The organism is Enterococcus sp. AZ167 (assembly GCF_051714025.1).
Taxonomy (GTDB): Bacteria; Bacillota; Bacilli; order Lactobacillales; family Enterococcaceae; genus Enterococcus_D; species Enterococcus_D casseliflavus.
In genome coordinates, this window is sequence record NZ_JBIORB010000003.1 from 25552 (window position 1) to 45779 (window position 20228).

At 39.4% G+C, this 20228-nt stretch carries 19 protein-coding genes and 1 pseudogene; 13 read left to right on the forward strand and 7 right to left on the reverse strand.

Features of this window, described 5'->3' with window-relative positions:
• Positions 1–15: 15 nt before the first annotated feature.
• Positions 16–435, reverse strand: a complete 420-nt coding sequence (locus IGJ05_RS14230; protein ID WP_074934197.1) for a phosphate-starvation-inducible PsiE family protein — start codon at positions 433–435, stop codon at positions 16–18.
• 478 nt (positions 436–913) lie between these two features.
• Between IGJ05_RS14230 and IGJ05_RS14235 the strand changes: the two genes are divergently transcribed.
• Together IGJ05_RS14235 and IGJ05_RS14240 are read left to right on the forward strand one after the other, a co-directional pair.
• Positions 914–2437: a flavocytochrome c gene (locus IGJ05_RS14235; protein ID WP_081117099.1), complete on the forward strand. Its 1524-nt coding sequence runs from the start codon at positions 914–916 to the stop codon at positions 2435–2437.
• A 277-nt stretch (positions 2438–2714) separates the two neighbouring features.
• Positions 2715–4097: a lytic polysaccharide monooxygenase gene (locus IGJ05_RS14240; protein ID WP_179135477.1), complete on the forward strand. Its 1383-nt coding sequence runs from the start codon at positions 2715–2717 to the stop codon at positions 4095–4097.
• A 180-nt stretch (positions 4098–4277) separates the two neighbouring features.
• On the opposite strand, the gene IGJ05_RS14245 is transcribed toward IGJ05_RS14240, so the two are convergent.
• Both IGJ05_RS14245 and IGJ05_RS14250 read right to left on the reverse strand, forming a co-directional pair.
• The gene (locus IGJ05_RS14245; RefSeq protein WP_005230514.1) at positions 4278–5558 is read right to left on the reverse strand and encodes a 2-hydroxycarboxylate transporter family protein; all 1281 of its coding nucleotides are present in this window, start codon (positions 5556–5558) and stop codon (positions 4278–4280) included.
• A 13-nt stretch (positions 5559–5571) separates the two neighbouring features.
• Entirely contained in the window at positions 5572–7233 is a 1662-nt protein-coding gene (locus IGJ05_RS14250; RefSeq protein WP_280115278.1) for a malolactic enzyme, read from the reverse strand.
• 116 nt (positions 7234–7349) lie between these two features.
• On the opposite strand from IGJ05_RS14250, the gene IGJ05_RS14255 reads away from it, so the two are divergent.
• The 5 genes and pseudogenes from IGJ05_RS14255 to IGJ05_RS14275 all read left to right on the forward strand — a co-directional run bounded on the left by IGJ05_RS14255 (position 7350) and on the right by IGJ05_RS14275 (position 12084).
• On the forward strand, positions 7350–8246 hold the full coding sequence (locus IGJ05_RS14255) for a LysR family transcriptional regulator (RefSeq protein WP_081117096.1): 897 nt from the start codon (positions 7350–7352) through the stop codon (positions 8244–8246).
• A gap of 280 nt (positions 8247–8526) precedes the next feature.
• Positions 8527–8730, forward strand: a complete 204-nt coding sequence (locus IGJ05_RS14260; RefSeq protein WP_081117095.1) for a hypothetical protein — start codon at positions 8527–8529, stop codon at positions 8728–8730.
• A gap of 769 nt (positions 8731–9499) precedes the next feature.
• On the forward strand, positions 9500–10018 hold the full coding sequence (locus IGJ05_RS14265) for a hypothetical protein (RefSeq protein ID WP_081117094.1): 519 nt from the start codon (positions 9500–9502) through the stop codon (positions 10016–10018).
• Between the two features lie 82 nt (positions 10019–10100).
• The gene (locus IGJ05_RS14270) at positions 10101–10727 is read left to right on the forward strand and encodes a helix-turn-helix domain-containing protein (protein ID WP_081117093.1); all 627 of its coding nucleotides are present in this window, start codon (positions 10101–10103) and stop codon (positions 10725–10727) included.
• A gap of 194 nt (positions 10728–10921) precedes the next feature.
• A pseudogene (locus tag IGJ05_RS14275) lies at positions 10922–12084 on the forward strand (IS3 family transposase).
• 360 nt (positions 12085–12444) lie between these two features.
• On the opposite strand, the gene IGJ05_RS14280 reads toward IGJ05_RS14275, so the two are convergent.
• Positions 12445–12672 (reverse strand): hypothetical protein, encoded by a 228-nt coding sequence (locus IGJ05_RS14280; protein WP_266166648.1) that lies wholly within the window; start codon positions 12670–12672, stop codon positions 12445–12447.
• 176 nt (positions 12673–12848) lie between these two features.
• Between IGJ05_RS14280 and IGJ05_RS14285 the strand changes: the two genes are divergently transcribed.
• The 5 genes from IGJ05_RS14285 (at position 12849) to IGJ05_RS14305 (ending at position 16089) form a co-directional block, all read left to right on the forward strand.
• Positions 12849–13097 (forward strand): hypothetical protein, encoded by a 249-nt coding sequence (locus IGJ05_RS14285; protein WP_015510558.1) that lies wholly within the window; start codon positions 12849–12851, stop codon positions 13095–13097.
• Positions 13098–13231: 134 nt separating this feature from the next.
• A complete protein-coding gene (locus IGJ05_RS14290) occupies positions 13232–13516 on the forward strand; it encodes a hypothetical protein (protein WP_266166647.1) in 285 nt (94 codons plus the stop codon).
• Positions 13517–14035: 519 nt separating this feature from the next.
• On the forward strand, positions 14036–14293 hold the full coding sequence (locus IGJ05_RS14295) for a hypothetical protein (protein WP_081117146.1): 258 nt from the start codon (positions 14036–14038) through the stop codon (positions 14291–14293).
• 354 nt (positions 14294–14647) lie between these two features.
• The gene (locus tag IGJ05_RS14300; RefSeq protein ID WP_015510556.1) at positions 14648–14998 is read left to right on the forward strand and encodes a winged helix-turn-helix transcriptional regulator; all 351 of its coding nucleotides are present in this window, start codon (positions 14648–14650) and stop codon (positions 14996–14998) included.
• Positions 14999–15192: 194 nt separating this feature from the next.
• On the forward strand, positions 15193–16089 hold the full coding sequence (locus IGJ05_RS14305) for an NADP-dependent oxidoreductase (protein WP_266166646.1): 897 nt from the start codon (positions 15193–15195) through the stop codon (positions 16087–16089).
• A 266-nt stretch (positions 16090–16355) separates the two neighbouring features.
• Here IGJ05_RS14305 and IGJ05_RS14310 read toward each other — a convergent pair whose 3' ends face one another.
• The 3 genes from IGJ05_RS14310 to IGJ05_RS14320 all read right to left on the reverse strand — a co-directional run bounded on the left by IGJ05_RS14310 (position 16356) and on the right by IGJ05_RS14320 (position 19169).
• Entirely contained in the window at positions 16356–17222 is an 867-nt protein-coding gene (locus IGJ05_RS14310) for an aldo/keto reductase (protein ID WP_208788301.1), read from the reverse strand.
• Positions 17223–17297: 75 nt separating this feature from the next.
• Positions 17298–17717 carry a MerR family transcriptional regulator gene (locus IGJ05_RS14315; protein WP_015510553.1) on the reverse strand — a complete coding sequence of 140 codons (420 nt, stop codon included), beginning with the start codon at positions 17715–17717 and terminating at the stop codon, positions 17298–17300.
• A 289-nt stretch (positions 17718–18006) separates the two neighbouring features.
• Positions 18007–19169, reverse strand: a protein-coding gene (locus IGJ05_RS14320; protein ID WP_438725142.1) for an IS3 family transposase whose coding sequence is annotated in 2 segments (ribosomal slippage) — positions 18007–18893 and positions 18893–19169 — 1164 coding nt in all. Because the reading frame shifts where the segments join, the coding sequence is not laid out codon by codon here.
• A gap of 307 nt (positions 19170–19476) precedes the next feature.
• On the opposite strand from IGJ05_RS14320, the gene IGJ05_RS14325 reads away from it, so the two are divergent.
• Positions 19477–19929, forward strand: a complete 453-nt coding sequence (locus IGJ05_RS14325) for a GNAT family N-acetyltransferase (protein ID WP_266166645.1) — start codon at positions 19477–19479, stop codon at positions 19927–19929.
• The last annotated feature ends 299 nt before the right edge of the window (positions 19930–20228 follow it).

Here is a 20228-nt window from a genome sequence, read left to right on the forward strand (position 1 = left end):
TCCAATGGGATGGTTTCAGTGGTCTTTTTCCTGGGTATGTTGGAAGGCATTGATTTTTTGCAGGACTAGCAAGACGAGTACCAAAACAAAGATCGCTAAAGCAAAAAATAGGGCATCGTTCGCCATACCTTGCGTCAACAATAACTCGCGCAAAATCGCAGTAATGCTGATCAGAATCAAGTAACGGACGGGAATGTGATGTCCATCCTTCATATACCGCAGCAACATCAAAATGATTTCTAATAAAATGAATAACGTGGCAATTTCTTCAATCAAAAAGGACAGGTGAGGCGCTTCACTTAAGGGAAAGAGCGTCGTGCTGATCATAAAAATCGCTTTTCCCATAAAAATCAAGACGACAACGACTAAGATCGCCAACATGCTATCAATGCAAATACTGATCACTCGCTCGAACATTCGGGTCAATTTTTCCATTCGCCACTCCATTTCTGCTTTTTCTTTTATTATACAAAAGAAGGCGTAGAACAAAGGGAAAAGAACAGAGAAAGAACAATCGCGGCCATATCTTTTTGACCGCAAGCTTAACGGTCCTTCTATGGGCATGTCTTTTGTGATAGCTTTCAATAGCAGAAAGTAGCGAGAAAAATATATTATCTTTTTTCGGAAAAATTAGAAAACAATGAGAATAAATAGTTAAAATATACACAAATTATTACGGGACACTTAGTTTCTTTTTTTGTTACAATGGTTAAATAAAATAGAACGCTGTTGAAATGTTGCTTAAACAATGTTTTTATCGCTATCGAATAGAAAAATAGTCCGATCGCAAGATGTTTATCGTTGTTAATAAAGTAACAAGTTGGGCGGAGTTCGCAAGAAAAATGCTGCTTTTCTTATCGTATATGACGGGGATCAGTGAGGAGAAAAGAGCAAGAAAAACGGAGGGAAACAAATGAAAAAAAGTGGATGGTCAAAATGGGTGATTGGGGCAGCCTCATTATTGTTGCTTAGTGCATGTGGCGCCGATGGCGGAACAAAAGCCAGCAGCAGTGCGGCAAGCTCTTCTTCAGAAAGTGAAGTCACTTCAGGTGCTTCCCAACAAGAGTATACCGATCCAGCAGAGTTAAAAGATCAATATGATATCGTCATCGTTGGTGCTGGCGGTGCAGGGATGGCAGCAGCCTTGTCGGCTAAAGATGCTGGAATGAATCCAGTCATTTTAGAAAAAATGCCGATCGCAGGCGGAAATACCTTGAAATCTTCTGGCGGAATGAACGCATCAGAAACCAAATTCCAAGAAGCCCAAGGCATTGAAGATTCCAATGAACTATTTTTTGAAGATACCCTAAAAGGCGGTAAAGGAACCAACGATCAAGAATTGCTGCATTATTTAGTGGATAACTCTGCTTCAGCGATTGATTGGTTGGATTCAATGGGGATCACTTTAGACAATATCAGCTATAGCGGCGGTGCCAGTGTGAAACGGATCCATCGTCCTCACGACGGTTCAGCAGTCGGTAGGTATTTGGTGGATGGCCTATTGAGAAACATTCATGAGCAAGAAATTCCTTTGTTTGTAAATGCTGATGTGACAAAAATCAATGAAACAGACGGCAAAGTCACTGGCGTCAACGTGAAAATCAATGGCGAAGAAAAAGAAATCGCTGGTGATGCGGTCGTTGTTACTACTGGTGGTTTTGGCTCAAACAAAGAACTGATCGAAAAATACCGTCCAGATCTGAAAGGCTATGTCAGCACGACTTCTGAAGGTAGTACAGGCGATGGTATCAAGATGATCGAAGAATTAGGCGGCGCAACGGTTGATATGGATCAAATCCAAGTCCATCCAACAGTAGTTCAAGATACAGGCATGTTGATCAGTGAAACCGTTCGTGGAGAAGGCGCCATCTTGGTGAACCAACAAGGGGAACGTTTCTACAATGAATTAGAAACCCGCGACAATGTTTCAGCTGCTATCACGGATCTGCCAGAAAGCTATGCCTACTTGATTTTTGACAATGCGTTAGCAGGTAGAGCCAAACAAGTCGATTACTACAAAGAACAAGGTGTAGTGGTAGAAGCCGACACCATCGAAGCCTTAGCTGAAAAAATCGATGTCGATCCAGCAACCTTGAAGAAAACCTTAGATACATGGAACCAAGCAGTGGCAGACAAAGCCGACAAAGATTTCGGTCGTGAAACGGCGATGGACTATGATCTGACGGAAGGGCCATTCTATGCGATTCAAATCGCACCTGGGATCCACCATACAATGGGCGGCGTCAAAATCAATACGAAGACCCAAGTATTGAAAGAAGATGGCACACCAATCACTGGCTTGTATGCAGCAGGTGAAGTGACCGGCGGTATCCACGGACAAAATCGAATCGGCGGCAATGCTGTAGCCGACATTATGGTCTTTGGTCGCCAAGCAGGCGCACAATCCTCTGACTATTTGAAAGAAAACGGGAAATAAGCGGCTGCTTTTTCCTAAAAAAGACCGTATATAAAGAAAGAAACTTGGAACGAATCCTCTTAAGCGATTAGGAGGAGATTCGTTTCAAGTTTTTTTGTATTTCTCACTGAAAGGACGGGAAACTATTCATTATAATATTATAATGATTTGATAATTTATAATTCACATATAAACAGAATGTTTATGTCAGTAGGGTTTGCTTTTCAATGAATCGGAATCAAGGAATAAACGGATAGGATTGGTTTATTCGATGATAAAAAATTTTAGGAGGCAGAGTATGAAAAACGCATTGGTAAAATGGTCGGTCGGGGTGGCAATCTTACTTGGAGGGACCTTGTTCTTCACGGGGAAACAAGTATTTGCTCATGGTTATGTGGAATCACCGGTCAGTCGGGGCTATCAAGGGTCTTTGGATCGCAATACGTTAGGGTGGAGCGCTGCGTTTGAAAAATATGGCAATGTCATTTCAAACCCACAATCATTGGAAACCAAAAAAGGCTTTCCAGAAGCAGGACCAGTAGATGGTCGTATCGCTTCAGCAGATGGTGGACTCGGACAAATCGGGGACTTTGTTCTTGATGAACAAGGAACCAATCGTTGGACCAAACAAGACATCAATCAAGGACCATTGCGGGTCAATTGGCATTATACAGCGCCGCACAAGACCACAAAATGGCATTACTATATCACGAAACCAGGATGGGATCAAAACGCGCCACTTTCAAGAGATAGCTTGGAATTGATCGCTACTGTAAATCACGATGGTTCGGCTGCCAGCAATAGTCCAAGCCATACCATTACCATTCCAGAAAATCGTCTCGGTTACCATGTCATTTTAGCGGTCTGGGATGTTGCCGATACGCCAAATGCCTTTTATAACGTAATCGATGTTAACGTTTCTGGTTCAACGGTCATTCCTGAAAAACCAGTAGTACCAGCAAATGTCCGCTCAGAAAGAGTGACTAGCAGCACGGTGGCTTTAGCATGGAACGGTCAAACCGATGCGAAAGAATACAACGTGTATCGTGATGGTGCCTTAGTGGCAACGACTACTGAGCCAACCTTTACCGACACGCAATTAAAAGCCAACACAACCTATAACTATCAAGTAGAGGCAGTCGGCTTTACGGCGTTAGTTTCAGAAAAAAGTGCTGCAGTGAAAGTGACTACCGCAGCAGACAATCAAGTCGAAACCCCTTCGACACCAGGCAACCTACACCAAATGAGCGTGACAGACAGCAGCGTGTCCTTAATGTGGCAAGCATCGACTCATACAAATGGGATCGCTGGATATGACGTTTACCGCAATGGCGTCAAAATCGCTACAGCCACAGGAACAACCTATGAAGACACGAATCTAGCAGCGGACACGACCTACAATTACCAAATCAAAGCAATCAGTAAAACGGGCGAACAATCTGCTTTTAGTAACCAGCTGAGCGTGAAAACCAATGCCAAAGAAGAAACGGAAACACCTGGAGGCGGGGAGTCAGAATACCGTGTGTGGAAACTAGGTACTTTCTCTGCACCAGAAGTGTATACAAGCGGTGAAATCGTGAGCCATAAAGGCAGCAACTATGTCGTGATCAACACCCACTCAAATTACGGGGACACCACTTGGTCTCCTGATCAAGCACCAACCTTGTTTCAGAAGCTGTAACCCCTGAATGAATCAGTAACGCAAGAGCAGTGCGGTGGCACTGCTCTTTTTGACTCTTTTATGAGGAAATGATTGAACCTTTGTTTGATTCGTGCAACCAATTGGACGAATTCGTTTGAGGAATGCAAAAACAGGTGCTGCTATGCATCATGCGTAGCAGCACCTGTTTTTTGCTTTAGATCAAGAATAGAAGAAACGGATCAAGATCCCACCTAAAATCAGCACGATTGCACCGCATAAACGGTTGGCCATTTGGGCAAAAGCAATCATTTCCATTCTATCAGAGGCAGACAATACAGCGATATTGCCTGTTCCCCCCATGGAGTTGTTGATCATACCGGCGCCAATTGCGGTTTCAACGGGATACATCCCCAATACCATCCCGAAGAACCAGCTGGCAGCCCCCATAGATACGACACTGGTTAGGCAAAGCACGACAAATTGCCAAGTAAAGGCAGAAGCCAATGTTGACAGATCGATCAATGCCAAACCAATCCCCGCCAAGACCGCGTGGGTCAAATTCGTCATCACAACATTGTTGAACATCACCACAGAATCTTCGAGTTTCTTAGGGACAATGTTCAAGGCTTTTAGAATAAAGACAATCACGATCATAAAGGCATACTCGTGAATTTTAGGGAAAAAGTCGCTTAAAATCGCACCAACGACCAACAGTGAGAAGGAAAAGAGCATCCCGACCCCGATTTGTTGGGCATCAAGTGTTATTTTTGGTTTTTCTAATTCTTCTTTCGTGGCATTGATCAGTGTACCATGGCCATTGTATTTGGTTTTAGCAAAGGCCTTTGCGATAAATAAAGCACCAATAATGGCAAGAATATTCCCGAAAGTAACAGCTGGCGCTAATTGAGAAAAGATGGCGGCTTGATTGCCGTTTGCCAAGCCATCGGCATAAATTTGTGAAAGTGGGGTGATTCCCGCTCCCATACCGCCAGACATCATTGGTAGAGACACATACATCACCGAATCAGCGAATCCATTGCCTAGCAGCATACCGACAAGGCCGACGGAGAAAAAGCCTACTACCATAGTGATCAAAGCAACGGGAATGAATTTCGTAGAAGCTTTCACCAACAAATTACGGTTCATACCTAAAATCGAGCCGCAAATCAAAGCGGCAATATAGAAATCAAGAAAGCCAAAACCGCCCCCCATGAAGTCACTGACCGCGTCAATGACTTTCGTGGGTACGAGATGGAAGGAGGCTAAAAGGGTGGCACCAAGCAGGGTAAAAACTGACCCACCGCCAAGATAAGAATTCATGATCGGGAGTTTTTCCCCAATGAAATACAGCAGGTGTCCTAAGGCAACCAGTAAAATGGTGATCCCAACCATATTTAATGGCAATTTGTCTAAGGCAATCGCACTGAATATGACAACCATGAAAAAGAGATACAAGGGAAGACTAATTCCCGAAATCGTCATCGTTTTTAATTTATTCATTTTTCAGACCTTCCTAGTATGTTGGATACCATTTAAGATTTTGGACAGCTTTTGCCATATCGGTTTCTTGCGCTTGGGCTAACCCTTGTTCTTTGGCTTTGTTGGCAACTGCTTCAGCCACTTTGATAGAAACGTCCGCAACGTATTCAAATGGTGGAAGAACAGGTGCACCGGGTTGGCTCAAATCAACCAAACCACTTAATGAGTGAGCAGCGGCACCAATCATTTCATCGGTCAAGAGAGAGGCTTCTGAAGCCAACATACCTAACCCTAGACCAGGATAGATCAAGGCGTTGTTTGCTTGGCCGATTTGGTAGTCGACCCCTTTGTATTGGATCGTTCCTGAAGGGACACCGGTTGCCACAAAGGCTTTTCCATCAGACCATTCGATCACTTGTTCAGCTGTTGCTTCTAATTTTTTGGTTGGATTCGAGATAGGGAAAATCACTGGACGAGCAGTGTTTTCACACATCGCTTCCACAACTTCTTTGGTAAAGGCACCGGCATTGGTGGAGGTACCGACCAAAATCGTTGGTTTTGCGACTTTAATGACATTGATCAATTGCGTCATATCGCCAGCATTGGCAAAGTCAGCCCGTTTTTTGGCAAATGGTTTTTGTGCAGGAGTCAAATCGGACATATCATCAAACAAAAGCCCTTGTTTGTCAACCATAAAGAAATGATTGTAGGCTTCTTCTTCTGAAAGACCTTCGCTGACCATTTCCGCATGGACTCGACTGGCAATCCCAGCACCAGCGGAACCACCGCCATAACATAAGTAGATTTGATCCGTTAATTTTTCACCTGTAATATCCAGTGCACCGAAGATACCACCCAGCACAACGATTCCCGTTCCTTGGATGTCATCGTTAAAAGTTGGAATCGATTGTTTGTATTTGTCCAAAATCGTTGCAGCATTTGAACGGCCAAAGTCTTCCCAATGCAAGTAAAGTTTAGGGAACAATGATTCTGCCGTTTGAACAAATTGGTCGATGAATTGGTAGTAGGCGTCACCGTAAACACGTTCTTGCCGATTGCCTAGATACAAATGATCCTCTAACAATTCTTTACGGTTCGTGCCAGCATCGATCACGATTGGTAAAACAGAAGCAGGGTCGATCCCAGCAGCTGCGGTATAAATCATCAATTTACCGACAGAAATATCGACACCTTGGACACCCCAGTCACCAATCCCAAGAATCCCTTCAGCGTCAGTGGCTACGATCAAGCGAATGTCCCGATCGCCAGCGGCATTTTTCAACGTTTCTTCGATGTTTTCTGGATGATTGATATCTAAGTATGCTGCATATTGAGGATCAACGAATAGGCGGCTGTAATTTTCAATGGTATCAGCAATCGTTGGATCGTAGACGATCGGATTGAATTCAACGATATGTTGGTTGAACAAATAGTAGAACAATGTCCGATTGGTATTAAAGATTTCCATTAAAAAGTGACGTTTTTCTATGTCTGATTCTTTGGTGACATATTGCAAATAGGCTTGTTCTGCTTGTTCTTCGATCGTTTGCACGTGAGGGGGCAATAAACCGATCAACCCTAGTTCTTTTCGTTCTTCTTGTGTAAACGCGGTTCCTTTGTTTAAAAATGGGTTATTTAAAATGTCATGTGCTTTCATTATGTTCCTCCAATGGATATATTTTGAGTACTCGTTCATTTCCATTAGCTACTTTAATCCTTGCATGGAATTATAGTCAACTATCGGTGGTATAATAAAAATTATTTATAACAAAACCGATGCGAGCTTGAATCGGCTAAGGGAGAAATCAGACGATGAATATACGAGATTTAGAATACTTTAAAGCTTTGGCAGAGATGCTTTCTTTTACGCAAGTGGCGCATAAATTTGCTGTCAGTCAACCAACCGTCAGCTACGCTGTCAAACGCTTGGAAGAGCATTATGGCTGTGATTTGATCGCTCGAGAAGCCTCTCATCGCTCCATTTCATTGACCACGGAAGGAGAAATTTTGAAGGCTCATGCACAGTATATCTTAGATGAATTTTTGACCTTGGACCGAGCCATCGACCATGCCAAAAACAACCGGACCCACATCGGTTTGCCGCCGATCATTCGTTCCAAAGTCTTTTCAAAACTCTTAGACGAAAAAGAGATCATCCGCTTTATTTCGAATTTCCACTTAGTATCTGGGGGATCCAATGAATTGCTTTCGAAACTATTATCAGGAAAAATCGATTTTAGCTTGCTGGGCAGTGTCAATCCCCTCGTCCACCCGAATCTGCAGGTGAAGTTGCTGCACCAACAAGAGTTTTTTATCTTTGTGTCAAAAGAAAACCCATTGGCAGAAAAAAAGGAAATCTCATTCGAAGAAGCTGCCGAATATCCCTTTATCCTATTGGAAAAAGGCTATACCCATATGCGCGCCTTTCAGAATTTAAGTGAGAAATCAAAGAAGAAGCCAGAAGTTCCCTTTTATTTTTCAGACGTTCAGACAATTGGTCAGTTGGTCAGTTCCAATATCGGCATTACCTTGATGACGGAATTTCCCGTGTTTCAAGAAAAGGAAGGCTTAGTGAAAATACCATTGGTCCCTGAAGATAAGGAAATCTTTTATATTCAATATGCCTATTTAAAGAGTGCGATGTTGAATCAAGAAGTCCAGAAGTTGATTAGGATCTTGGATGAGCTGCCTTGGGAGGATGAAGGGTGAGGAATGGGGATCTCTTGAGGTAAGGTCAGAGAAAAATGGTGTCGGTATGTGTTCTTGAGCTGCTGAAATAAAAGGGATCTTTCAACGTGGAAAAAACAAATGGATGGTTCCTTTAAACGATGAAACGAGAAAAAAATCTCTTTACTTAGACCGTTCTTACCGCATGAAAAAAATGCTAAAAACCTTGATAAATCTCGGTTTTTAGCGTGGGTTTTTGGTATAATAAGGATACAGTAAAGTTTGTGACGGTGGCTATCTTTTGAAAGTGAGGTGGTGCATTATGAATGTACTATCGAAATCTGAAGAAAGGAGTAGCTTTTTGCAAGATGTGGATATAATCGGCATTTTGTTAGCAATAGCGCCTGTTTTGTTAGCCTTCATTGGTTTAATCGAAGCATGTGTGAAACTAGCAGATACGATTATAAACACTCGTTCTTCTAAGCATAGAAGCAAGAAGAAACGAAAAAAGAATGCAAAAAAATAACCGTCCTCTTTAGCCAGGCGACGATTATTTTTTAAAAAGTAATTAAATCTGGCCACCGTCTTAAACGGTGCTGTAGGGGAGTTGTTTGCGCAACTCCTCTTTACACAATAATTATAGCAAGATTTCGGTGAGATATCAATCATTGACGCTACAGACGTGCTATTGCACGTCTATTTTTTTGTCCTCCTAAGTGGTGGGTAGCAACGATTGGTCGCTTTGGTGTATCACTTGTTTACCAATCAAGATTTCTATGGGTTCGAAGATGGTAAGAGGTACAATATTTCTCCATTTGAAGTATTTTCTGGTGTTGATGAAGTTGGTTACCAGTTGATCAAGAAAGTGATCCATCGTAGACTACAGGTTTATTCATTCGTCTTAATTATTGTGTTCAGAAACACGTAACAAAATCTATGTTCAGTTATTCTGTCGGTATTAAGTTGTGGTAAAATTTACGATGAAATCGATCAGCCTATAAATCAAGAGGATTACCAGAATACTGACCTTTTATTTTCAAGGGATTACTAAAATAGTTAACCTTATCGTGCAAAAGCAAAAAAAGATAGATCGAAGATGTTGGTGTAAAAGTTGAATCTTTAGAAGAGTGGATCCCCCCATGAAAAGAAGAGGGGCAAAAAAATAGAAAGGTGAATACGGTAGAATAGCATGTTTTCAGGGATGTAACATGATAATTGCGTGCCTATTTTGTCGCACACAATGTATAATCCTACTTGACTGATATAGTAATCAGAAAAAATAGGAGATGATTATTGTGAGAAAAATTGTTTTAGGGATTGCAGCTGTTCTATCTTTGTTTATTGGGGGGATAGGAGCTTCAGCTGAAGAATCAGAGATTTGGGCTTCTGAAGGAATTGAAATTATTAGTGATGTTGAAACGGATGCCAATTTAAGCGATCAACCAATTGAAAATGTTGGTATAACTATCCCTGGGTTGACTAGAGGAGCTAATGTGCCAAGTAGCAATTGGAATATAGCCTCCAAAGGTAAATATTCCCTTAGTGGAAGTAGTGATCGAGGGGGATATGTGTATTCTTCTTATACATTCAAAGGAAAGACTTCTTATACTGTATCGATTAGTAATACAGGAAAAAATGTTATAGATATAAAGTGTAAAAATAGTAGTACAACGTATATTTCTTTTTCTGTTAAAGCAGGGAAAAGCCGAACAGTAACTTGGAATGGAATTAAATCTAGTACAACTTGGTATGCTCAATTTTACAATGGTAACTTGATAAACAATTCTTACTCGTTTACAGGTACAATAAAATAATTAGAGCAATTTATGTTTTACAAAATCAATTGTTAAATGGCAATTGCTAAACAAATGAACCCTTGGAGGATAAACTTTATTTATGGAAATCGGAAAAATGTTACGCCAAAAGAGAACTGATTTAAATTTAACACAAGAAGACATTGCGAAGCAGTTTAATGTTACACGTCAAACTGTTTCTCGTTGGGAAAATGAATTATCTTATCCCAATATAGATACTCTTGTAGAACTTAGCATTTTTTTTGAATTTTCCTTAGATGAAATTTTACGAGGTGATTCAGTAATGGTAAAGGATTTTGCACAAAAGGTTAATATGTCAAAAAAATACAAAGGATGGAAAATAGCGACACTTTGTTTAATCGTATTAATTTCTATATTTGTATTAAACTATTTTTCTCCCTCAATGGATATTGGTAACGGCGATGTAGATTCTGTTACTGTTACTAAATCAAAGGATCACACAAATGTTGAGGTTCAATTGAGTCTCAATGTATTTGAACAACCTGAAGTCTGGGAATATTATCCGGATCTAGAGGATGGAAAGGGGATTATTGAAGTTTCGAAAAGGATTCAGCTACAAGCTATTTTTAATCCAAAGAAGAGAGTGAATTTAGAAATTCCTAATGATTTTCTATCTGATAAGCAAACCATCAAAATTAAAAACACGAATTATATCATCGATTTAGAAACAGGAACTGTAACTAACTAATTCTCTCGTTGAGTATTACTTAACGAACATATAGTGCACGTGAGAGTATCCAGGTAATGTCAACCTAAGAAAATCTTCCCCTTATTTAATAGAGTGTATTGTAAACCCGAAGTTTGTTTTGGATAGGCTACAATTAACTAGACAGAAAAATTAAGGTGTGTAGACTAGAAGAAAACATACCAGGAGGAATTTTTATGTCTAAGAGAACACGAAGAACTTTTTCACAAGAATTCAAGCAACAAATCGTCAATCTTTACTTAGCTGGAAAGCCACGTGTAGAAATCATTCGAGAATATGAACTAACGGCTTCAGCATTTGACAAATGGGTAAAGCAATCTAAAACGAGTGGTTCATTCAAAGGAAAAGATAATCTTACGCCTGAACAAAAAGAATTGTTAGAACTACGTAAAAGAAACCAGCAATTAGAAATGGAAAATGGTATTTTAAAGCAAGCAGCGCTGATATTCGGACGAAGAGACAAGTAATCGATGCGAATAAGCATCTTTACCCTATATCAGCGATGTGCAGAATATTAGGTCTATCACGTCAGTCCTATTATTATCAATCAAAACCAAAGAAAGACGAATCAGAACTTGAAGAAGTAGTCGCTGAAGAATTTATCCGCAGCCGAAAGGCCTACGGCTCAAGAAAAATAAAAAAAGCCTTATCAAAACGAGGCATTCGGATCAGCCGACGATAAATTAGTAGAATCATGAAAAATAGAGGATTAAAATCGAGCTATACTGTTGCTTATTTTAAAGTACATCATTCTACTTGCAATGAAGCCAAAACGACAAACGTATTGAATCGTAAATTCTTAAGAGACAACCCATTAGAAGCGATCGTAACAGACTTGACTTATGTACGAGTCGGGAAAAAATGGAATTATATCTGTTTCATTTTGGATCTGTTCAATCGAGAAATTCTCGGCTATTCTTGTGGAGAACATAAAGATGCCGTTCTAGTAAAAAAAGCATTTAGCCGTATCAAACAACCTCTGACAGAGGTTGAGATTTTTCATACTGATCGTGGAAAAGAGTTTGATAACCAAGCTATTGATGAATTATTAACAACTTTTGACATCAATCGATCATTGAGTCATAAAGGCTGTCCTTTTGATAATGCCGTAGCTGAATCAACTTATAAGTCGTTGAAAGTAGAATTTGTCTATCAATACACATTTGAAACCTTACAACAATTGGATTTGGAGTTATTTGACTATGTCAATTGGTGGAACCACCTTCGGTTGCACGGTACACTTGGCTACGAGACACCGGTTGGTTACCGTAACCAGAGATTGGCGCAGCGAATCCTTGATAATGAGCTCGGATGTGCTAACGCTAGCGAGGCAGTCTAACTTTAACTGTTAGCTCCTGCCGAAGATCGTCACATCCGAGGAGGCTCATTGTCAAGGACAATCGGAATAGCATACGGAAGGAAGTTCTGCACCTTATAAAATTTGTCAAAAAAACTGTTGCCATTCCATCAACTCTACCAGCACATCAGCGGTTTCCTGTGGGTGGCTGATTGGAAAATGATGACCCAATGGCAGATCGACTATTTTAGTCGTTTCTCTTGGCGGTAAATAGCTTTTATCCTCAGTTCCCCATATGATCGGAATTGAAGGGTCATTTCTTTTAACAACCGATTTAGTTGAAGTGTTGTGTTGACTATCCGTGAAGAACGAACACTCTTCTTCACTCTTTTTAAATATTCACTAGAAGAGGCTGCTTCGTCTATCAGCAGTTTTTTTTGTGAAATAGGCGAGTAATTGTCGTTCAGATGCATGTCTTAAAGCTAATTTACTGAGCCATGTTGCAGGGACCGAATCGGTTTTGTGAATAGGTGGTTGTAAAAGAATCAGTTGATCGTTCTCTGAAAAGAAGCGCTGTTCAGCGGCTGTTTCGATCACTTTGTTTTTATTTGAACGTTTATAATTTGCCATAATAGAACTACATAGTACTAATTGAGTCTTGTCAATTTTTTGTTGACCGATTGATTCATTTTCTTTTTATTGTTGTAAAATTAATGTTAAAAAATAATTTAAGGTTCTTTTTTTAATGGTCGGCATATATAATAAGAACATACAGTAAGAAAATGTATGCTAAAAAGAGGACTCTTATGAAAAAATTTGCAATTGGCTGTTTTGGGATCAGCCTTTTTATGACGATCGTTGGCCTTTTTTTACAGACGATTTTGATCCCTATTCAAGATTTTGACACAATCAGCAAAGAAGAACTTAAGAATATCCAACTTGATCTTGCTATTAATTATCCATTAGGAACTGGTATGCTCTATGTCGGGCTTCCTTTGTTAGTATGCTCGAGTGGTTATTTGGTTTTTTGTTATTTTAGAGATAGGAAGAACTGAAGCTTATCTTGAAAAAATGCTTAAGAGGAACGCAATATAATATGATGTACGTTTGTATTTAAATGAAAAGGTAACTATTGTTTGTTTGGATCTGTAATGTTTGAGGAAATACTAACTAATTAAGGAAGTGCTTTATGAAAATAAATGATGTTTTGCATAGACGCCAGTATACGATTAATTTATCTTCTAATACTCCACTGCTTGATTTAGCTTCTTTAAGTAATATGGGGGTCTGGAGTAATCCAAAAGAGAAACATTATATATTGACTTTGACACACAATGACGATCCCATTAACGATTCTTCTATGTTTGAGAAAATTTTTAAGGAGCGTACTGGATTACAGTCAAAAGATTTTATATATGAAGCAAAACATGGACCGATGACCCTACAACGTGCTGTTGATTCGACTTGGTTTTGAAAATATAGAGTTTTTTGAATAGATGCAATAGCACAATGCATGAAATCATGGTATTGAGATTATTTTGAAGGAATTGAAAATAATGAATTTTTTTAAGGAAGCAGGTCTGAATAGCTATGAACAATCACGAAAAGAATCGAAAACAACATTCAATTAGCAATCTATCTAGTAATTCCTTTAACGTAATGAATACAAAATCTGATCCTTCACAAACTGGATCACCAATACCTTTTCAAAATGGCGACTTTTCATCAGTTGATCGAAACGTTCATTCTTCAAAAACAGTCGCTGAACTGCTTTGTTTCTATTTAGCAGGTAGTATTATTGCGGCAATTGGATGTTATTTGTATATTAAGCTGCCCTTATTTGCTAATTTACTGGAGAATACGATTTTATCTTTTGCTATTACTTTTGGGATTATCATCCTAAGCTTTGTTTTGTCTCATTTTATAACGAAAGTACTTACTGCTCATAACAGAAATAAATGACCAATATGAAATGAATTGTGAGGATAAATAGATGTATTCAAATTACCAGAAGCTGCCGCACTATTTAAAAAAGTGGTATGCATTATTTTATATTTTACCATTGATGCTTCTCTTATTTGTTAATGCCCTGACAGCTTGGTTAACTTTTCCCATAAACATAGGAATTCTATTGATTCTTTATGGAGTAAGTTGTTTGATTGCTACCAAGGCGTCTCAAGGTAAAAAAGAATGGTTTGTTCTAGATGGCATCACTTTTGGGATTGCCTTGATCACTCTTTCTATCATTTAATTGAAATAAAGGGGTAGCCTTTGATGCAGAGATAATAGTGGAGAACCGATTATTGCGCATGTCGTCTCTTCTTTCGTTGTGATGGCAGCAGCCATCTTGATCTAAAAATTACTGTGCAGTGGCTGTTTATAAGCGTAAAGGAATTGAGGATAGCTTGGCTGTACGCTTAGAAGCTCTAAAATTAGGTTGATTGAAGCCGATTTGAGAGTTCAGATAAGCGTTACGGGCTTGCTATTTTTTGCAGTCGTTATATACTGATGTCTATACTTCATGGTTTCGTATGTCGTCATCATTTCGGTAGTATTGCTGATATGAAAGACCGCAGCAAAAGTGAGCGAATAGGAGGAAGTAGTGATGCAGCAAACAGAAGAAACTGAATTATTTGTAGAATGCCCAGTGGCTAGCGTCCAGAAGGTCGTACGCGGCAAGTGGTCCATGGTCATCTTGTCCTTTTTACGGCACAAAACGCTTCGTTTCGGTGCGCTTAGTCGTAAAATGCCCATGGTGACCCAAGCAAATTTGACAAAGGAATTGCGCATGCTTGAAAGCTATGGCCTCATTCATCGTGAAGTCTATCCGCAAGTGCCGCCAAAAGTTGAATACTCACTGACCGAAATGGGGCATAAATTCATGCCAGTTTTGGATGCCTTAGAAACATTTGCTTCTACCTATGAGTCAGAAAACGAAAAAGTAGTCAATCCTTGAAGCGTTCAAGGATTTTTTTTGTACCTGAAATCCGTATGATTACACAAATCTATTGAAAACGATAGTTCCTATCAAAAAATATGGTACTTTTTATTATTGAGGTAACAGGTCATAATGAAATCATCTTAAGAAAGAAGGTTTTTTTATGAAAAAAAATGATACTGAATCAATATGGCTCTGTAGATGTTATGCAAATGGTTGAAACTGCTATCCCTGAGCCAGCTGCTAAACAAATTGTGATCAAAACCGCAGCGATCGGCGTGAATGATCCTGATATTGTTATTCGTGCGAATGGACCATTTCCAACGATGCCAAAAGAATTGAAACCTGTGCTTCCACACTCTTTGGGACAAGACTTTTCTGGTATCGTAACAGCTGTCGGAGATGATGTGACCCGCTTTTCAGTAGGTGATCATGTGGTTGGGATGGCGTTTATGAGTACATATTCTGAATACATTTTGTTAGACGAGTCAGCAGTTGTTGCTGCTGTACCGAAGGAGCTGGACTTGGTGCCGTTAGGTGGATTTTTCCTTGGTGTGGCCACAGCCTACGGTGCAACCATTCGTGATGGTCAAGCAAAAGATGGACAAAAAGTACTGATTCATGGCGGTGCTGGCGGTGTCGGGTCTAAAGCTGTTCAGCTGGCAAAACATGCCGGAGCGTATGTCATAGCAACAGGCAGCGCTGAACAAGCTGACTATATGAAGGAGTTAGGGGCAGATGAAACGATCGATTATCAAACAGAAGATTTCACAAAATTGGTTTCTAATGCCGATTTAGTGGTTAATTTAACTGGTCCTAAAATATTGGAGAACAGTTATCAAGTAATCAAAAAAGGTGGACGCGTCACTTCTGTTAATGCGCCAATCGATCCTGTTGAAACGGAGCGTAGAGGAATTACTGGTATGTATTCTATGGGATTCATGACTGTTGAAGAGCTGAAAAAAGTCATTGATCTTTATGCGCAAGGAAAACTTGATGTCCTTGTAGACAAGACATATCCCTTTGAATTAGAAGCAATCAAGCAAGCTCACCTTGATTTCCAAGCAGGCGGAAATACTGGCAAAAAGATCATTGTCTTTGATAAATAGGGAGTAGTAAATAGAAATCGTACAATAGAGATTTTAAGAGCGAGCGTAACAGAACGCTATCCGTTGTTTAGCTACAAGCACAGTGCTCCAGAGAAATGAGTTTAATCGATGGATTCTTCAGTTACTTGATCAAGGCAGAATTTCCAAAAAATTTGTAAGAATTACCATGAAAAGAGACAAGATACAACTCAGTTAGAACCAATACAAGTCCGCTTCCTTTCGAAACGGAAGCGGACTTGTATTGGTTTCCTTCAATAAAAAACCTATTAGTTTTCAGTATCTAACATCCGGTTCATAAACCATTCCACTTGTTGCGGTGCATCGTGGTCAAAGAATGCGGACTCTTTTTTATCTAAAGCGGCTATTTTTTCAATGTCTTCCTGGGAAAGCTCAAAGTCAAAAATAGCAATGTTTTCAGCCATCCGTTCTGGACGAACTGTTTTTGCTAAAGCGACGATCCCTCTTTGCATCAACCAGCGAAGCACAACTTGGCCAACCGTTTTGCCATATTGCTTGCCAATTTCTGCTAATGTTGGATTGGTAAATAGGTCATGACGTCCTTCTGCAAAAGGTGCCCAAGCTTCAACTTGGACGTCATATTTTTCATGCCATTCCTGATCTTCCACTCGTTGATTCCAAGGGTTCACTTCGATTTGATTGATTTGAGGTTTCACCTCATTCAAGCCGACAAACTCGATCATCTTAGCTGATTTGAAATTTGAAACGCCAATTGCACGTAATTTCCCTGTTTTTTGAGCAGCAACCATTGAGCGCCAAGCACCATAAACATCTCCATATGGTTGGTGAATAAGGTAGAGATCAAGGTAAGTTAATCCCATTGTTTCAAGCGAATGTTCAATCGTTTCCTTAGCTTTATCTTCGGAAGCTTGTAGAATAAATAATTTAGAGGTAACAAAAAGTTCTTCTCGAGTGACTAGACCATCACTGATGGCACGCTTGATTCCCTCGCCGGTTTCTTTTTCATTTCCATAAATAGAAGCAGTGTCGATCAAGCGATACCCAGCTTTGATTGCTTGGTAAACAGCTTCGGCTGTTTCTTCCAAAGGAATTTGATAAACGCCAAATCCTAGTTGCGGCATGGTGACACCATTATTGAGTGTGATTGTTTGCATAGTGTTTCCTCCTCTAATTTACATTACATGTTCTATCCTAAACCTTGGAGTTAGGTCTATAGCAAGTAAAAGATGTTACTTTTTTCGTTCCCATAATTTTTCCACTTTATCAGGGGTCATATTTCCTGCTTTGAATTTTGCGATATGCTCATCATACGTTTCTATCTTATAAATAAGCAGGTCTCGTACTTCCTGCATTTCTGCTAACTTTTTCTCTAATTCTTCGAGTTGATCGGATAAAATCTGTTTTTGAGCTTTTTCGACATTTTGACTTTCACGTACTTGTGCCAATTGGGCAAATTCAATTAGTGATTCGATGGACAATCCTGCATTTCGTAAATGTTTTGCTAAATAGATCCAGTTTAGATCATTCGTTGTGTACACCCGATAGCCACTCTCATTGCGTTGAACAGGTGGAATCACACCGACTCGTTCATAATAGCGCAATGTGTCTACGCTCAAATCAAACATTTCCGCTGCTTTTTTTATATTCATCGTTGGTTCTCCTTATCTTTTTCTATAAGTAATCATAAACCCTAAAGTGGACTCTAGGGCAAGTGGTTTAAAATTATTTATTTAAAAGAATATATTTTGTTCGTCAGGACGACTATATAGGAAGAAAAAGCTTCCAACACTTTTATTTCAACAGAATGATTTGGAATGGCAACAGTTTTTTTGACAAATTTTATAAGGTGCAGAACTTCTTTCCGTATGCTATTCCGATTGTCCTTGACAATGAGCCTCCTCGGATGTGACGATCTTCGGCAGGAGCTAACAGTTAAAGTTAGACTGCCTCGCTAGCGTTAGCACATCCGAGCTCATTATCATGGATTCGCTGCGCCAATCTCTGGTTACGGTAACCAACCGGTGTCTCGTAGCCAAGTGTACCGTGCAACCGAAGGTGGTTCCACCAATTGACATAGTCAAATAACTCCAAATCCAATTGTTGTAAGGTTTCAAATGTGTATTGATAGACAAATTCTACTTTCAACGACTTATAAGTTGATTCAGCTACGGCATTATCAAAAGGACAGCCTTTATGACTCAATGATCGATTGATGTCAAAAGTTGTTAATAATTCATCAATAGCTTGGTTATCAAACTCTTTTCCACGATCAGTATGAAAAATCTCAACCTCTGTCAGAGGTTGTTTGATACGGCTAAATGCTTTTTTTACTAGAACGGCATCTTTATGTTCTCCACAAGAATAGCCGAGAATTTCTCGATTGAACAGATCCAAAATGAAACAGACATAATTCCATTTTTTCCCGACTCGTACATAAGTCAAATCTGTTACGATCGCTTCTAATGGGTTGTCTCTTAAGAATTTACGATTCAATACGTTTGTCGTTTTGGCTTCATTGCAAGTAGAATGATGTACTTTAAAATAAGCAACAGTATAGCTCGATTTTAATCCTCTATTTTTCATGATTCTACTAATTTTTCGTCGGCTGATCCGAATGCCTCGTTTTGATAAGGCTTTTTTTATTTTTCTTGAGCCGTAGGCCTTTCGGCTGCGGATAAATTCTTCAGCGACTACTTCTTCAAGTTCTGATTCGTCTTTCTTTGATTTTGATTGATAATAATAGGACTGACGTGATAGACCTAATATTCTGCACATCGCTGATATAGGGTAAAGATGCTTATTCGCATCGATTACTTGTCTCTTCGTCCGAATATCAGCGCTGCTTGCTTTAAAATATCATTTTCCATTTCTAATTGCTGGTTTCTTTTACGTAGTTCTAACAATTCTTTTTGTTCAGGCGTAAGATTATCTTTTTCTTTGAATGAACCACTCATTTTAGATTGCTTTACCCATTTGTCAAATGCTGAAGCCGTTAGTTCATATTCTCGAATGATTTCTACACGTGGCTTTCCAGCTAAGTAAAGATTGACGATTTGTTGCTTGAATTCTTGTGAAAAAGTTCTTCGTGTTCTCTTAGACATAAAAATTCCTCCTGGTATGTTTTCTTCTAGTCTACACACCTTAATTTTTCTGTCTAGTTAATTGTAGCCTATCCAATTTGAGAAATCATCAGTATTGAAAGCTCCTTTCTTAGTGTTTTTCAAAGCAAGTCATACTCTCTTAGAAATTATTGTTTCGTTATCTATATGAGAGAGGCATTTTTTTCTATAGATTTTAAATAAATCCATCTCATGTTATGATGATGATGAAAATTCTTAACTTGGATTAAGGAAACAATCGGTTCTTGTTATGAAAAACGAAAAAAAGCTGATGAGAGTGTGACTATCCATGAATATAAAAGAAGTAAATAATATGAATCAAAAGTTAGAGCAACAATTAATTGAAGTTTGGGAGAGTTCTGTTAAGGCGACGCACACCTTTTTGTCAGAGGCCGAAATCCAAGCCATTAAGCAATACATTCCAGAGGGATTGCATCATGTGCCACATTTGATTGTCGTAGAAAGTGAGCAAGGAGAGCCAGCTGGCTTCATGGGGATCTCGGATCGAAATCTTGAAATGCTGTTTATAGCAAATGAACAAAGAGGCAAGGGCCTAGGAAAGAAACTCTTGGCATATGGGATGGAAAACTATGCTGTAAATGAACTGGGAGTAAATGAACAGAATCCTCTAGCGAAAGGATTTTATGAACATATGGGATTTGAGGTATACAAAAGAAGCGAGTTGGACGAACAAGGAAACCTTTATCCAATTCTTTATATGAAGAAAGTTGATAAAAAGTAGCTGTTTTTTTCATTCTTTATTTTTGAGGATTGCTTGGCTGTATGCCTAGAAGCTCTAAAATTAGGTTGATTGAAGACGATTTTAGAAACAAGATAAGTGTCACAAGCTTTTTATTTTCAGCAGTCGTTATATACGACTGTCTATCATTCATCATTTTATAGGTCGTCATCATTTAGATTACGCTGGCAATGTGAAAGGCTGCTACTTAATCAAGTCAGCTTCATTTGCAATGCCTCCAAAAAACTTTCCAATTTGAATAAAAAGCTCACCCCAAGCAACCCCCGAAAAATAGTTTCGGG